Origin of the sequence: uncultured Lacinutrix sp. (assembly GCF_947500325.1) — a bacterium.
Classification (GTDB): Bacteria; Bacteroidota; Bacteroidia; order Flavobacteriales; family Flavobacteriaceae; genus Lacinutrix.
This window is the reverse complement of sequence record NZ_CANMRQ010000004.1, coordinates 102431-118121: the sequence shown is the minus strand read 5'-3', so window position 1 is coordinate 118121 and position 15691 is coordinate 102431. Positions and strand designations below refer to the sequence as shown.

The 15691-nt window shown below is 30.6% G+C and carries 13 protein-coding genes and 3 tRNA genes; 7 read left to right on the top strand and 9 right to left on the bottom strand.

The window, feature by feature from the left end:
• Positions 1 to 3 precede the first annotated feature (3 nt).
• From Q0997_RS07005 to Q0997_RS06990, 4 genes are read left to right on the top strand one after another with little or no spacing between them, the layout of a single operon-like run.
• On the top strand, positions 4 to 204 hold the full coding sequence (locus Q0997_RS07005) for a hypothetical protein (protein WP_299886599.1): 201 nt from the start codon (positions 4 to 6) through the stop codon (positions 202 to 204).
• A gap of 12 nt (positions 205 to 216) precedes the next feature.
• Positions 217 to 717 (top strand): TrmH family RNA methyltransferase, encoded by a 501-nt coding sequence (locus Q0997_RS07000; protein ID WP_299886597.1) that lies wholly within the window; start codon positions 217 to 219, stop codon positions 715 to 717.
• A 20-nt stretch (positions 718 to 737) separates the two neighbouring features.
• On the top strand, positions 738 to 1826 hold the full coding sequence (locus Q0997_RS06995) for an AI-2E family transporter (RefSeq protein ID WP_299886594.1): 1089 nt from the start codon (positions 738 to 740) through the stop codon (positions 1824 to 1826).
• Positions 1827 to 1834: 8 nt separating this feature from the next.
• Positions 1835 to 3025: a class I SAM-dependent methyltransferase gene (locus tag Q0997_RS06990; protein WP_299886592.1), complete on the top strand. Its 1191-nt coding sequence runs from the start codon at positions 1835 to 1837 to the stop codon at positions 3023 to 3025.
• A 128-nt stretch (positions 3026 to 3153) separates the two neighbouring features.
• Here the strand turns inward: Q0997_RS06990 and Q0997_RS06985 are convergent, their stop codons facing one another.
• From Q0997_RS06985 to Q0997_RS06955, 7 genes are all read right to left on the bottom strand, one after another.
• On the bottom strand, positions 3154 to 3558 hold the full coding sequence (locus tag Q0997_RS06985) for a hypothetical protein (protein WP_299886590.1): 405 nt from the start codon (positions 3556 to 3558) through the stop codon (positions 3154 to 3156).
• 26 nt (positions 3559 to 3584) lie between these two features.
• Positions 3585 to 3995 carry a hypothetical protein gene (locus tag Q0997_RS06980; protein ID WP_299886588.1) on the bottom strand — a complete coding sequence of 137 codons (411 nt, stop codon included), beginning with the start codon at positions 3993 to 3995 and terminating at the stop codon, positions 3585 to 3587.
• A gap of 283 nt (positions 3996 to 4278) precedes the next feature.
• Positions 4279 to 4434: a hypothetical protein gene (locus Q0997_RS06975; protein ID WP_299886586.1), complete on the bottom strand. Its 156-nt coding sequence runs from the start codon at positions 4432 to 4434 to the stop codon at positions 4279 to 4281.
• A gap of 71 nt (positions 4435 to 4505) precedes the next feature.
• A tRNA-Arg gene (locus Q0997_RS06970) sits at positions 4506 to 4579 on the bottom strand.
• A 35-nt stretch (positions 4580 to 4614) separates the two neighbouring features.
• Positions 4615 to 4689 (bottom strand) — tRNA-Pro (locus Q0997_RS06965).
• 18 nt (positions 4690 to 4707) lie between these two features.
• Positions 4708 to 4796, bottom strand: a tRNA-Ser gene (locus tag Q0997_RS06960).
• Positions 4797 to 4887: 91 nt separating this feature from the next.
• Positions 4888 to 6933: an HDIG domain-containing metalloprotein gene (locus Q0997_RS06955; RefSeq protein ID WP_299886584.1), complete on the bottom strand. Its 2046-nt coding sequence runs from the start codon at positions 6931 to 6933 to the stop codon at positions 4888 to 4890.
• Between the two features lie 133 nt (positions 6934 to 7066).
• Here Q0997_RS06955 and Q0997_RS06950 point away from each other — a divergent pair, with 133 nt between their 5' ends.
• A complete protein-coding gene (locus Q0997_RS06950; protein ID WP_299886582.1) occupies positions 7067 to 8245 on the top strand; it encodes an acetyl-CoA C-acyltransferase in 1179 nt (392 codons plus the stop codon).
• A 12-nt stretch (positions 8246 to 8257) separates the two neighbouring features.
• Positions 8258 to 9007 (top strand): C40 family peptidase, encoded by a 750-nt coding sequence (locus tag Q0997_RS06945; protein WP_299886580.1) that lies wholly within the window; start codon positions 8258 to 8260, stop codon positions 9005 to 9007.
• A 45-nt stretch (positions 9008 to 9052) separates the two neighbouring features.
• Here the strand turns inward: Q0997_RS06945 and Q0997_RS06940 are convergent, their stop codons facing one another.
• Positions 9053 to 10297 carry a tetratricopeptide repeat protein gene (locus tag Q0997_RS06940; RefSeq protein ID WP_299886578.1) on the bottom strand — a complete coding sequence of 415 codons (1245 nt, stop codon included), beginning with the start codon at positions 10295 to 10297 and terminating at the stop codon, positions 9053 to 9055.
• 30 nt (positions 10298 to 10327) lie between these two features.
• The gene (gene gyrA / locus Q0997_RS06935) at positions 10328 to 12862 is read right to left on the bottom strand and encodes a DNA gyrase subunit A (protein ID WP_299886575.1); all 2535 of its coding nucleotides are present in this window, start codon (positions 12860 to 12862) and stop codon (positions 10328 to 10330) included.
• Between the two features lie 262 nt (positions 12863 to 13124).
• Here gyrA and Q0997_RS06930 point away from each other — a divergent pair, with 262 nt between their 5' ends.
• Positions 13125 to 15674 (top strand): ATP-dependent Clp protease ATP-binding subunit, encoded by a 2550-nt coding sequence (locus tag Q0997_RS06930; protein WP_299886566.1) that lies wholly within the window; start codon positions 13125 to 13127, stop codon positions 15672 to 15674.
• Positions 15675 to 15691: the final 17 nt, after the last annotated feature.

Below are 15691 nucleotides of genomic sequence, written 5' to 3'. Positions count from 1 at the left end.
AGTATGAAGCTATTTTCTCTCAAATATAAAGTTACAGCAATAATATTAGCCTTTACTTTTGTATCTCTATCGTTGCATTCAATAAGTAGTCATACTTATACGACTGGTATTGATAATTATCATTATGAGCCTAATTGTCATATTGGAGCATTCAAGACTCATTTATCTCAAAATTGTATAAATAAAAACTCTGTTCATTTTTAATAAAATTTAAACTTGCAACTCAATCATTACAATACAAATTTCAAAAAAAGAAACTTCCCAATAGTTTTGGTTTGCGAAAATGTTGCAAATGCACCAAATATTGGTAGTTTGTTTCGTACGGCAGATGCTTTTGGTGTAGAGAAAGTAATATTTTGCGGTAATGCTATTCCGTTAGGGCGAAAAATGACAAAAACGTCTAGAGCTACTGATAAAGTTGTTGACTACACAATTTCAAATAATGCCTTAGAAGTTATTACAGAATACAAAGCAGAAGATTATCAAATTATCTCATTAGAGATAACAGATACAAGCGAATCTATTCATGATTATGAATTTTCCGTACAAAAACCAATAATATTAGTTATTGGTGATGAAAATTTTGGAGTATCTGAAGCTATTTTAAATCAAAGTGACGCTATAATTCATGTAGATATGTATGGACAAAATAGTAGCATGAACGTAGTACAAGCAACGACTATTGCGCTTTATGAAATTACAAAACAAATGCTTTAATTTATTTATATATTTACTAAATGAACTCTAACACTATTTCTACTGGTATTATTAAAGCTATAGGTATTCTACTTGGTACTTTTTTAGTGCTTTTCTTTTTATTTAAAATACAGTCAATAATAGTATATATAGCTATTGCAGCAGTAATTTCTCTAATAGGAAGACCGATTGTTCTTTTTTTACGACGTCGTTTAAAGTTTAGAAACACGTTAGCGGTTATAGTTACAATGGTGCTTCTTATTGGGCTTTTAGTTGGCTTAGTGTTATTATTTATACCATTAATTGTTGAGCAAGGTCAAAATTTAGCTCTTTTAGATATTGATAAACTACAAATTAATATAGAAGGACTTTATAAAGAAATTATTGATTATTTTGATCTTAAAAGAATTGACGTAGAACAATCTATAAAAGACTCAAATTTACTTGGAAAAATAGACTACTCTCTTATTCCAAATTTTTTAAATGGATTGGTCAGTGGATTAGGTAGTTTTAGTATAGGCTTGTTTTCTGTTTTATTTATATCTTTTTTCTTTTTAAAGGATAGTAAATTGTTTGAAAACGGTATTATGACGTTTGTACCAGATGGAAAAGAGTCTAGATGGAAAAATTCTACTACAAAAATTAAAGACTTATTGTCTAGATACTTTGTTGGTTTAATATTTCAAATATTGATTCTATTTATTATTTACACTGTAGTTTTATTAATTTTTGGTATTAAAAATGCTGTTGTCATTGCATTTTTATGTGCACTATTGAACTTAATACCATATGTTGGCCCATTGGTAAGTGCTATATTAATGCTTGTTTTAAGTATGACAAGTAATTTAGGAGAAAGTTTTAGTGAAGTTATATTGCCAAAAACAATTTATGTTATGATTGGTTTTGTTATCGCTCAATTAGTAGATAACTTCTTTAGTCAACCAATTATTTTTTCTAAAAGTGTAAAATCACACCCGTTAGAAATATTCTTAGTAATCCTAATTGCTGGCGTATTATTTGGTGTTATAGGTTTGATAGTTGCTATACCAGCTTACACTGCAATAAAAGTAATATTAAAAGAGTTTTTATCTGAAAATAAAATTGTAAAAAAACTTACAAAAGGAATTTAAGTAACACTTTGAATAACTTAATTTTAAATACTAAAAATCAAGAGTTTATAAATAAAAATATAAATTCTGAAATTACCAGATTAATCTTAAAAGGAACACCAGACAGTTTAGTTGATACAGCAGAAATTATTGAACAAATTGAAGCTAAAAAACGTTGTAAAAAGAAATTACCAACTTGGTTTAGTGCTAAAAATATTTACTATCCAAACAAGCTTAATATAGAACAAACATCATCAGAGGTTACAGCAAAACACAAAGCAACTTTAGTAACAGGGAGTAGCTTGATAGATCTAACTGGTGGTTTTGGAGTCGACTGTTTTTATTTTTCTAAATCAATTAAAGAAGTTACTCACTGCGAGATAAACGAAAATCTTTCTAATATTGTAGCTCACAACTACAAGCAGCTTAATGTTAAAAATATTAATTGTATTTCAGTAAATGGAATTGATGTATTAAAAAACACTAATAAGACTTTTGATTGGATTTATATTGATCCTTCAAGACGAGATAACATAAAAGGAAAAGTATTTTTATTAAGTGACTGTTTACCAAATGTACCTAAATTCCTAGATGCTTATTTTAAGTATTCAAAAAATGTGATAGTAAAAACATCTCCTCTACTTGATATTGCTTCAGGAATTAAAGAATTAAAACATGTAAAAGCCATTCATGTAGTTGCTGTAAACAATGAAGTTAAAGAGCTGCTTTGGATTTTGGAACATGATTTTATTAATAACATTGAAATTAAAACTGTAAACATCTTAAAGCAAAGCAAAGTTCATTTTAATTTCTATTTAAATGAAGAATCATTAGCTACTAATGAATTTTCTAAACCACTTAATTATTTATACGAACCAAACGCTGCAATTTTAAAAGCTGGTGCTTTTGAATACATTGGAGAAAAACTTAATTTAAAAAAGCTTCACAAACATTCGCACTTATATACATCATTAGATATAATTGATTTCCCAGGACGTGCTTTTGAAATTGAAAAAGTGATAAAATATAATAAGAAACAGTTTAAGCAAGATGTAAAAATCAATAAAGCAAATATTACTGTTAGAAACTTTCCAGAAACCGTAAGTCAAATTAGAAAAAGACTAAGTATTAAAGATGGAGGAGATTATTATTTGTTTTTTACTACAGATATGGACAATAATAAAATCATTATAGTTACTAAAAAAACAAAGACACAATAGTAGCTAAGGTATTAATTTAATACTATGTTAATGGCGTAGTGAAAACACACATGTTTATAAGCGAAGTCTAATGCATAAAAAAAAGCCTGAGATTATGTCTCAGGCTTTAATTTAATTGTTAGTTCTAATTAGATAGATAAATCTGAATCTAGTGTGTTGTCTGGTTTAACAGTAACATTGTATTCGTTACATTTATGTACATAAACTTGTCTGCTTATTGTAGAGCTATTTGCCTCATCGCTCTTCAAAGAAAAAATAATATCTCCTTCTAAAAAAGAAAACCAATTCGTGCTAGTGCTAGGTGCTACATTTATTTTTTCAACAATTAAATTTAGATTTTCATCATAAATTTTAAAAGTAAATGCTTTAGTTCCATTATTTGTAAAACGCACTTTTGCTTTTGTATTACATTCTACAGTGCTTTGTGAAGAAGCATTATTATTTGATTCTAGATCAATAGATTCTGTTGAGCAATTTGTAAGAGATAATGATAATACTAATGCTAATACAGCTTTGTTTAATTGTTTTTTCATTGTTTATTAGTGTAAATTATTTGTTTTTATAAAGATATTGGCTGATTTGTTCCTAATGTGTTATCTGTTGCAACTGTAACATCGTATACAGTACAGTTTGACATAAGTATTTCTTTTTTTATTTCAGACACTCCGGTTACATCATTCTCTAGTGAGATAATAACATTTCCTTCTGGAAAAGACGACCAGTTTGTACTTGATCCTGGAGCAACATTTAACTGTTCTACAATAAGATTGAAATTTTCATCATATACTTTGAATGAAAAATTGATTGTTCCATTATTTGTTAATCGTGCTTCTGGGTGAGAATTTGTACAACTAAAAGTACTTTCTAGCGAATTATCATTGGTTAATTCTTGTTCAACTGATTCAATAGAACAACTTGTTAATGATAATAATACTATTGCTAGCGCTGTTTTGTTAAGTAGGTTTTTCATTATAATAATTAATTTGAGGGCGCAAAAGTAGTACTCATTTATGGATATCCATACAGTGAATTTCATGAAATAAATTAGAATTCGACAAAAAGCAATAAAATCACTATTAAACGCATATAATATCGTTTAAATGCATTTTATCGAGTTGACAACGCTTGATTTAGCCTTTGAAACTTAATATTATATTAACATATTAATAACACAGAAGTACTTGTGTAATAAATAATTAATTAATTCTTATTAATTATGTTAATAATTAAAGAATATACCAATAAATGAAGATTTATTCAATATTTTTATTTTTCGCACGTGTCACTATAGCTCTTAACCTCTCTTTATGTGCTATTTTCTCTTGACGAATTTTATTTTTTTTTCTATTCATCAGCTTAGTATGTTTCGCTTTGTTTTTTGTGTTTTTAGCACTGCCCTTTTTTGCCATAGAATAAAAATAATGATTTTAGAAGAATATAAAAACAAGAAATCCCTTCCAAATAAATGAAAGGGATTCTGTGAGCCCTGAAGGATTCGAACCTTCGACCGCCTCCTTAGAAGGGAGGTGCTCTATCCAGCTGAGCTAAGAGCCCTTAGCAAATTATAAAGTAATATTAAAACTTTAAAGTCGGGGTGGCAGGATTCGAACCTGCGGCCTCCACGTCCCAAACGTGGCGCGATAACCGGGCTACGCTACACCCCGATAGGCTATCAAAAATTGCGGAGAGACAGGGATTCGAACCCTGGGTACCTATTTCTAGGTACGACGATTTAGCAAACCGCTCCTTTCGGCCACTCAGGCACCTCTCCAATTGTAATATGAACGTTGCAATAAATTGCGGATGCAAATGTAAGATAACATCTAATATAACGCAACAAATTTATTCAATTTTTTTAATAATTATTCTGGATATTCTATTCTTAAATGGTAAATATTTGCAAGCTTGTGCTTTAGCACTTTTTTTATAGACTGAATTTCTTTAAAAGTAATATTAGCATTTAGAAATTGTCCGTCATCCATTTGTTTATTTAGAATATTTTCTACAAAATTATCTATTTTGGTTGAAGTTGGTTCTTTTAAACTTTTTGAAGCTGCTTCTACACTATCACACATCATTAATATTGCTGTTTCCTTACTATATGGTTTTGGTCCTTGATAACTAAAATCTTTTATATCCACTTCTTCATTTAAAGCTTTCTCTTTCATGTAAAAATAATAAACAGTACTTGTACCATGATGAGTTCTTATAAAATCTATTACACGATCAGGAAGATTATTTTTCTTTGCAATTTCTATCCCATTAATTACATGGTTAATTATAATTTTAGCACTTTCTTTTGATGATAATTCGTCATGAGGATTTAAACCAGATGATTGGTTTTCGGTGAAATACGTAGGGTTTTTCATTTTTCCAATATCATGATATAAAGCTCCTACTCTAGTCAACATTGCATTTGCTCCTATTTCGTTTGCAGCTGCTTCTGCTAAATTTGCAACATTTAATGAATGGTGAAAGGTACCTGGTGCTTCATTTGCTAAACGTTTTAAAAGATTACTATTAGTATCAGATAACTCTAATAATGAGACATCAGAAACTAATCCAAAAAGTTTTTCATATATATATATTAATGGTTGAACAAATAAGGTTGCTAATCCGCAAAGCACAAAATACCCAAAAGTATTCCATTCCATTGTTTCAACACTGCCTTCATGAATTACAAAAAATGCAAAATAGGCGATAATATAAATCAAAGTTATCTGTCCAACAGAAATAAATAAATTAGCACGTTTATATAATTCTGAAACCGTTAAAATAGTAACAATCCCTGCTGTAATTTGCAAAAACATATATTCATAACTATTAGAAACAATAGAACCTAATAATAAAACAGTAATTACATGGGCAAATAAACCTAATCGCGCATCAAAAAAAGCTTTTAAAACTAAAGGAAGTATTGCTATAGGAACAATATAAATAAGTGCTGAATTATAATTAACAACTATTGTCGTTAATAAGACCATTAATAGCACATTAAAGAAAATAAAAGTAACTTTAGTGTTATTATTAAAAACATCTAACCTATATTTTCTTAAAAATAGTAATAGCATTAATAATGCTAAAGCTACCAATAAGGTATATGCAAATACAATTAAATTGTAGTTAGATTCATTCCAGACCTTAGACTCGTATTCATATTCTAAAGATTTTAATATTATATATTTATTACCTTCTACAACCTCTCCTTTTGATATAATAAGTTGCTCCTTATCAATACTGCCACGAGTATAGGATAACGAATTTAAAGATTCTGCAAGTGCTTTTTCTGTAAGGTTTTTATTAAATTCTAAATTAGGTTTTACAATATTGAAAAAAAGATTTGTTAATGGGTTTATGTATTGCTCTAAATTAGCTTTCTTTAATTCGCTATCTATTTTAGATCGAACATCATTTAACTTATACAATTTAGAGAACTTCGTTTTCTTTTTTTCAACTCGATCTTCTAGAATAGTAATATTTGCATTGTCAGATAAAGATAAACTTTGATTTAAAATTCCATTTAAGTATAACTCATTTAAAATAGAGTTTCCTTTTTTTCTTATGGATTGGGTTGCATTATAAACTGAATCTGGAAATAGTACTTTAAATTGGGTATTATACTCCTTTTTTACCTCTGGAAAAACAGTAGTGTTTATATTAAAATACTTTATTGAGTTCTTTTCTACTTGTTCTTTATCTATAGATAACTCTTCATCTGTTTTTTGAATAGCAAAATTAAAAGGAGCATATAAAGTTTCAGATTGCCATGGTTTGCCTTTTTCAAAATTATACTTAAACTTTCCGCTTTTTGGAAATAAATAAACAATTAGAAATGTTGTAGATACAAAAAGTAAAACTTTATAAATTAGTGAGTGATTTTTGTAAAACGAATTGATTAGATCTTTCATAGTTAAGCGAATGCTTTTATAATGTGTTTCAAATGTAATAAATATTGTTTTCTAATACATGTTATTATTGTAGTATGGTTCTACTTTTTCCTAAAAAATCATTAATTTCGCAGGAAATTAAATACTCATACAAATGAATAAAGAAGTCGTTATTGTATCTGCAGCTAGAACACCTATAGGTAGTTTTTTAGGTGCTTTATCTACTGTGCCTGCTCCAAAGTTAGGTGCAATTGCTATAAAAGGAGCACTTGATAAAATTAATCTAAAGCCTGAATTAGTTCAGGAGGTTTTAATGGGGAATGTAGTACAAGCTGGTACAGGACAAGCGCCTGCAAGACAAGCAGCAATATTTGCTGGTATTCCAGATACGGTACCGTGTACTACTATTAATAAAGTTTGTGCATCTGGAATGAAAACTGTAATGCAAGCTGCCCAAGCTATTAGTTTAGGGGATGCAGATATTATTGTTGCTGGTGGTATGGAAAACATGAGTTTAATTCCACATTATTTTCATGCACGTAGTGCTACAAAGTTTGGACCAACAAGCTTAGTAGATGGTATGCAAAAAGATGGTTTGGTAGATGTTTATGATCAAAACGCAATGGGTGTTTGTGCAGATGCATGCGCAACTGAATATGAATTCTCTCGTGAAGACCAAGATGCTTTTGCTATACAATCTTATAATAGATCTGCTGCTGCATGGGATGCAGGGAAATTTAGTAACGAAGTTGTTCCTGTAGAAGTACCACAGAGACGTGGAGATGCCATTGTTGTTAGTAAAGATGAGGAATATACTAATGTGAAAATGGAAAAAATTCCAGCTTTACGACCTGCTTTTACAAAAGATGGAACTGTTACTGCTGCAAATGCGTCTACTATTAATGATGGTGCTGGAGCAATGGTATTGATGAGCAAAGAAAAAGCAGCAGAATTAGGTTTAAAACCTCTAGCAACAATTAAAGGGTATGCAGATGCCGCACACGAGCCAAAATGGTTTACTACTGCTCCTGCTAAAGCTTTACCTAAAGCTTTAGATCGTTCTGGGGTTAATATAAAAGATGTTGATTTTTTCGAGTTTAATGAAGCATTTTCTGTTGTTGGTTTAGCGAATATGAAAATTTTAGGACTTAATGATAGTAATGTTAATGTAAATGGAGGTGCTGTTTCTTTAGGTCATCCACTTGGATGTTCTGGAGTTAGAATATTAATAACTCTGTTAAATGTTTTAGAACAAAATAATGCTAAAATTGGTGCTGCAGCTATTTGTAATGGTGGCGGCGGAGCATCTGCAGTAGTTATTGAAAGAAACTAATACATTTATTTAATGCAATACGGCATTTGTAACTTAAGCATTGTCCCTTTAAGACTTGAAACTACCGATACTAGTGAAATGGTTTCGCAGGTATTATATGGTGATGTTTTTAAAGTTTTGGAACAACGCAAATCTTGGAGTAAAATACGTTTAGCATTTGATAAATATGAAGGTTGGATAGATAATAAGCAATATATAGAACTCTCTCTTGATGAGTATAAAATATTAGAAGGAGAACAACCTAAATTATCTACTGATTTAATTGAATTTGTACAAGACAAAAACCAACAATTATACTCTATTCCATTAGGGGCTTCTTTAAACGGCTTATCGCTTTTAGAACATCATTTCGACGGTGGTTTTTCAAATAAAAAGAAAGCAAAAAACGAAATAATTGAAACCGCATTTAATTATTTAAATGCGCCATATTTATGGGGAGGCAAAACGCCTTTTGGAATTGATTGCTCTGGGTTTACCCAAATGGTATATAAACTTAATGGTTATAATTTACTTCGTGATGCGTCACAGCAAGCAACTCAAGGAGATGCTTTAAGTTTCATAGAAGAAAGTGAACCGGGTGATTTGGCTTTTTTTGATAATTCTGAAGGTCAAATTGTACATGTTGGTATTATAATGAAAGACAATTACATTATTCACGCACATGGAAAAGTTAGAATTGATAGATTAGATCACTCTGGAATATATAATGTAGACAAACGAATACATACTCATAAACTCAGAGTAATTAAAAAGATCATATAAAAAAAGCCGCTAATTAATTAGCGGCTTTTTTAGAATTAAAATCTATTATAATCCGTATTTTATTTTTAGTGCTTTTGCTTTATCATTTTGATTAATTGCACTATAAATATTCATTAATGTTTTAACAACATCTGTATTTTTATTATCTAAATCCAATACTTTTTCTAAATAAGGTATTGCACTTTTGTATAAATCTTGTCTCTTACCTTTTAATTCATCATATCGTCTATCGTCTTTAGCAGAACTACCAAGGCCATTCATTTCTTTAACAATTTTATTTTCACCTTCAAGAATTAAAGCAGCTATATTTGTTAATGCATTTGCATAGTTAGGATCTAATGTTATTACTTTTTCATAGTATGCTTTTGCTTCATCGATATTTCCAGCTTCAGCAGACAAAACTCCTAAATTATATAACAAATCTTTATTGTTAGGCTCTTTTTCTGTTGCCTCTTTAATTAATTTACTATATGCTTCATTATTACCTAGTTTTAGTTGAACATTAGCCTCAGTAATTATTAAAGCTGTATCATTAGGATCTGCATCTCTAGCATCTTTAATTGCAGCTAAAGCCTTATCTGTTTTCCCTTGGTTTACATATATTAGTGCAACATTCTTAGTTATTTCTGCAGTACGAGATTCAGTTTCTCTAGTTCCAGGATTAATATGAGTCTTTAATTTGCCTACATACAAATCTCTAGTAGCTTTGCTTAATACTTCTTCTTCTCCTGTTTCCTTATTTGTAGCATAATAAACGGTCTCAACTCCTGTATATCCAGATTCTTTCAATTTAGAATAGTGTTTTAATGCTAAATCAAAATCTTGAGCATTTACAGCACTTACTGCAGCATAATATAGATATGAATCATCAGTAGGCACTATACTATGTAAATTTTCAAATGCCATAGCAGCTTCTTTGAATTTTTTATTTGTGTATAAAGTATTTGCTTTTTGAAGAAAATCATTCTGCATTAATTGATTCAATTCAGCTAATTCAGACTTATACTTAGTGTTCTCTTTTAGATTCTTCAAACTTTTAACTGCTTCCATTACATCTTGATTAGAACCAGCGCCATTTGCAAAATAAGCTTTTGCTTTATTGAAATAATATTTATCTTTCATTTTATCATCCATAGAGTCAACCATAGATTCAAGTCCACTTGCAGCAGTTTTAGCTTCTGCATAATTATTATTTTTAACTGCTTTTTCTAACATCTTCAATTCTTTTTTCTGCGCAAAAGAAAAAAATGTTACCATTACAGCTAATGAGAGAATTAATTGTTTTTTCATTTTAATAGTAGTTGTTTATTATTTAAAGTTTTATTCTTCTTCGTTAGAAGCAAGAGTCGTGCCATTATCTTTACCTTCAGTGTTCTCAGTACCTTCAAGTGTTTCGTCGAGAACGTCCTCTTCTTCTTCATGCATTACTTTTGCAACTGCAGCGATAGAGTCTTTTCCTTTAAGATTAATTAGTTTTACACCTTGCGTAGCTCTACCCATTACTCTTAAATCTGCCACTGCCATTCTAATTGCAATCCCAGATTTGTTAATAATCATTAAATCATCCTCATCTGTTACATTCTTGATAGACACTAAGTTACCTGTTTTTTCTGTAATAGATATAGTTTTTACACCTTTTCCACCTCTATTGGTTATTCTATAATCTTCTAGGCTTGATCTTTTACCATAACCATTTTCAGAAACTACAAGTACATTGCTTTCCATGTCATCTACAGCAATCATGCCTATTACTTCGTCTGTTTTTTCGTCTTGTAATCTAATACCACGAACACCAGATGCTCCACGTCCCATTGGTCTTGTTTTTGCTTCTTCGAAACGAATAGCTTTACCAGATTTTAGCGCTAACATTACTTGACTTTCACCAGTAGTTAATTTAGCTTCTAATAAAGTATCGTCTTCTTTAATGGTAATTGCATTAATACCATTAGTTCTTGGTCTAGAATATTGCTCTAAAGAAGTCTTTTTAACTTGACCCTTTTTAGTAGCCATAATTACATAGTGGCTATTAATATAATCTTCATCTTTTAAATCTTGAGTACAAATGAAAGCCATCACTTTATCATCTTGTTCAATATTTATTAAATTTTGAATGGCTCTACCTTTAGACGTTTTACTTCCTTCAGGAATTTCATATACACGCATCCAGAAGCATTTTCCTTTTTGCGTAAAGAACAACATGTATTGGTGATTGGTACCTACAAATAAGTGCTCTAAGAAATCTTCATTACGAGTAGTAGATGCTTTCTGTCCAACACCACCTCTATTTTGTGTTTTGTATTCTGTTAAAGACGTCCTTTTAATATAACCCGCATGAGAAATAGTAATAACTACTTTTTCATCTGGAATCATATCTTCAATACTTAAATCTCCACCTGCATATTCAATTTTAGAACGACGCTCATCTCCATATTTATCTTTAACAACTTCTAATTCAGATTTAATAATATTCATTCGACGCTCTTTCTTGTCTAAAATATCTTTTAAATCTTCAATAGTCTTCATTATTTGCTCATACTCATTACGAAGCTTGTCTTGTTCTAGTCCTGTTAATTGACGTAAACGCATTTCGACAATAGCTTTCGCTTGTATTTCAGATAATTTAAAGCGTTCTATTAAATTATTACGAGCTTCATCTGCATTAGAAGACGCACGAATAATTTTAATAACTTCATCTATATTATCTGATGCGATAATTAAACCTTCTAATATATGTGCCCTTTCTTCTGCTTTACGCAATTCGTAAGTTGTACGTCTAACTACTACTTCATGTCTATGCTCTACGAAATAGTGAATTAATTCTTTTAAATTTAATAATTGTGGTCTACCATTTACTAGCGCTATATTATTAACACTAAAAGAAGATTGTAAAGCTGTATATTTATATAGTTTATTTAAAACGATGTTTGGTATAGCATCACGTTTTAAAACATAAACAATACGCATACCATTTCTATCAGACTCATCCCTAATAGTTGAGATACCTTCTAATTTCTTATCATTAATTAAATCGGCAGTTTTCTTAATCATATCTGCCTTATTCACCTGATAAGGAATTTCAGTTACAATTACACATTCTCTGCCTTGTACTTCTTCAATATTTGCATTTGCACGCATTACAATTCTTCCACGACCTGTATGAAATGCTTCCTTAACACCATCATAACCATAAATAGTACCACCTGTTGGGAAATCGGGAGCTTTAATGTGTTGCATTAACTCATCAATTTCGATATCATTATTTTCGATATAAGCAATGGTACCGTCAACAACTTCTGTTAAATTATGTGGTGGCATATTAGTTGCCATACCTACTGCAATACCAGAGGCACCATTAACTAAAAGTCCAGGAATACGCGTTGGTAATACTGTTGGTTCTTCTAAAGTATCATCAAAGTTTAATTTATGGTCTACTGTCTCTTTGTCAATATCTGCTAACATGTCTTCAGATATCTTACGCATTCTTGCTTCTGTATAACGCATTGCTGCTGGACTATCTCCATCTACAGATCCAAAGTTACCTTGACCATCTACAAGCATGTAGCGTAAACTCCATTCTTGAGCCATACGTACCATTGCATCATAAACGGAAGTATCGCCATGCGGGTGATACTTACCTAAAACTTCACCAACTATTCTTGCCGATTTTTTATGCGCACTATTAGCTCTAACACCCAGTTCATGCATACCATAAAGTACGCGTCTATGAACAGGCTTTAAACCATCTCTTACATCTGGTAAAGCACGTGACACAATGACTGACATTGAATAATCAATGTAAGCCGATTTCATTTCATCTTCAATATTAATCGGGATAAGTTTTTCTCCTTCTGCCATATATATTTAAGTTATTATTTTCTAGTTATTTCAAAACGTGCTAATATAATTATTTCATTAGTCATAGTAAGCTTTACAACGTTTTTTTTTAACAGTATTTATTAACAATTTAACACTTGGTTTTCGTTAATAACTCTATTGTTAATTGTTTTGATTTAATAAACTTTTTTTTGTCTATTAGCTACATTCATATTATTTAAGGAATAGTTTTTGCCATTAGTAATATGATTTAGTATTTTTAATGACGATAAGGACACAAAATATGGATGACAATTTTTCACCAAGAGTAAAGGATGTAATCGCTTACAGCAAAGAGGAAGCGCTTCGCTTAGGTCATGATTTTATTGGGACCGAACACCTTATGCTTGGTTTACTTAGAGACGGAAACGGAAAAGCAATTAATATATTAAACGCCCTAGATATAGATTTAAATCATCTAAGACGGAAAGTTGAAATATTGAGTCCCGCAAATCCTAACGTAACTATTACCTCAAATGAAAAAAAGAACTTACACCTAACAAGACAAGCAGAACGGGCGCTAAAGACCACCTTTTTAGAGGCAAAACTTTTTCAAAGCACCTCTATTAATACTGCACATTTGTTATTGTGTATTTTAAGAAATGAAAACGACCCTACAACTAAGCTCTTAAATAAGCTAAAAGTAGATTATGACAATGTTAAAGAACAATTTAAGTCTATGATTACAAACGACGACAATTACATAGAGCCAAAGGCTGAGTCTTTTCAGGATGATGATGCTCAAGCTAATGAAGGCAATGAATCTAAAGATATTTTTAATACACCAACCGGTAAAGGCAATAAAAAATCTAAGACACCTGTTTTAGATAATTTTGGAAGAGATCTTACAGCCATGGCTGAAGAAGGAAAATTAGATCCTGTTGTTGGCCGTGAAAAAGAAATAGAACGAGTTTCTCAAATTCTATCTAGAAGAAAGAAAAACAATCCCTTATTAATAGGAGAACCAGGTGTAGGTAAAAGTGCTATCGCTGAAGGTTTAGCAAATAGAATTGTAAAACGAAAGGTTTCTCGTATTTTATTTAATAAACGTGTTGTGACATTAGACTTAGCTAGTTTAGTTGCTGGTACAAAATATCGTGGGCAATTTGAAGAGCGAATGAAAGCCGTAATGAATGAATTAGAGAAGAATGACGATGTTATTCTTTTTATAGATGAAATTCACACTATTGTTGGTGCTGGTGGTGCTACTGGAAGTTTAGATGCTTCAAATATGTTTAAGCCAGCTTTAGCAAGAGGAGAAATACAATGTATTGGAGCAACTACTTTAGATGAGTATAGACAATATATAGAAAAGGATGGTGCATTAGAACGTCGTTTTCAAAAAGTAATTGTTGAACCTACTACTGTAGATGAAACCATCGAAATATTAAATAATATAAAAGGAAAATACGAAGAGCACCATAATGTAGAATATACAGATGAAGCAATAGAAGCTTGTGTAAAGTTAACTAATCGTTATATGACTGAGCGTTTTCTTCCAGACAAAGCAATTGATGCTTTAGATGAAGCTGGTTCTCGAGTGCATATAACTAATATAGATGTTCCTAAACAAATTCTTGAACTAGAAAAGAAGCTTGAAGATGTAAAAGCAACTAAGAATTCTGTTGTTAAAAAGCAAAAATACGAAGAAGCTGCTCGTTTGCGAGATGACGAAAAACGTTTAGAAAAAGAACTATCTATTGCTCAAGAAAAATGGGAAGAAGACACAAAACTACACAAAGTTACAGTTACTGAAGACAATGTAGCAGATGTGATATCTATGATGACTGGAGTTCCAGTAAATCGTATAGCACAAACAGAAAGTAATAAATTAGCCGAGTTACCAGATTTAATTAATGGAAAAGTAATTGGCCAAGACGAAGCAGTTGCTAAGGTTGTAAAAGCTATTCAGCGTAATCGTGCAGGACTTAAAGATCCAAATAAGCCAATAGGTTCATTTATCTTTTTAGGTCAAACAGGCGTTGGTAAAACCCAATTAGCAAAAGTACTCTCTCGTGAATTGTTTGATAGCGAAGAATCGCTTATTAGAATAGACATGAGTGAATACATGGAAAAATTTGCTATTTCGCGTTTAGTTGGTGCGCCTCCAGGCTATGTAGGTTATGAAGAAGGTGGACAATTAACAGAAAAAGTAAGACGCAAACCATATGCTGTTGTGCTTTTAGATGAAATTGAGAAAGCTCATCCAGATGTTTTTAATATGCTTTTACAAGTTTTAGATGATGGATATTTAACAGATTCTCTAGGAAGAAAAATTGATTTCAGAAACACCATTATTATTATGACTTCAAATATTGGAGCTCGTAAATTAAAAGACTTTGGTACAGGAATGGGCTTTGGTACATCTTCACAAAAATCTCAGGAAGATGCAAACGCAAGAGCTGTAATTCAAAATGCATTAAAGAAATCATTTGCTCCTGAATTTTTAAATAGAATTGATGATGTTGTAGTTTTTAATGCCTTAGAAAAAGAAGACATTAACAAAATTATTGATATTGAATTAGATAAGCTATTAGCAAGAATTAAAGGCTTAGGTTACACACTTAAATTAACCAAAGCTGCTAAAGATTATATTGCAGACAAAGGTTTTGATAAGCAATATGGTGCTCGTCCTTTAAAAAGAGCTATTCAAAAATATGTTGAAGATGCTTTAGCCGAAGAAATAATAACATCTCAGATTCAAGATGGAGACAAAATTATTATGGATTTAGATAAAAAAACTGATGAAATAACTATAAAAATTGAAAAATCTGAAAAACCTACAGAGTCATAAATAAATGCTTATTGTAG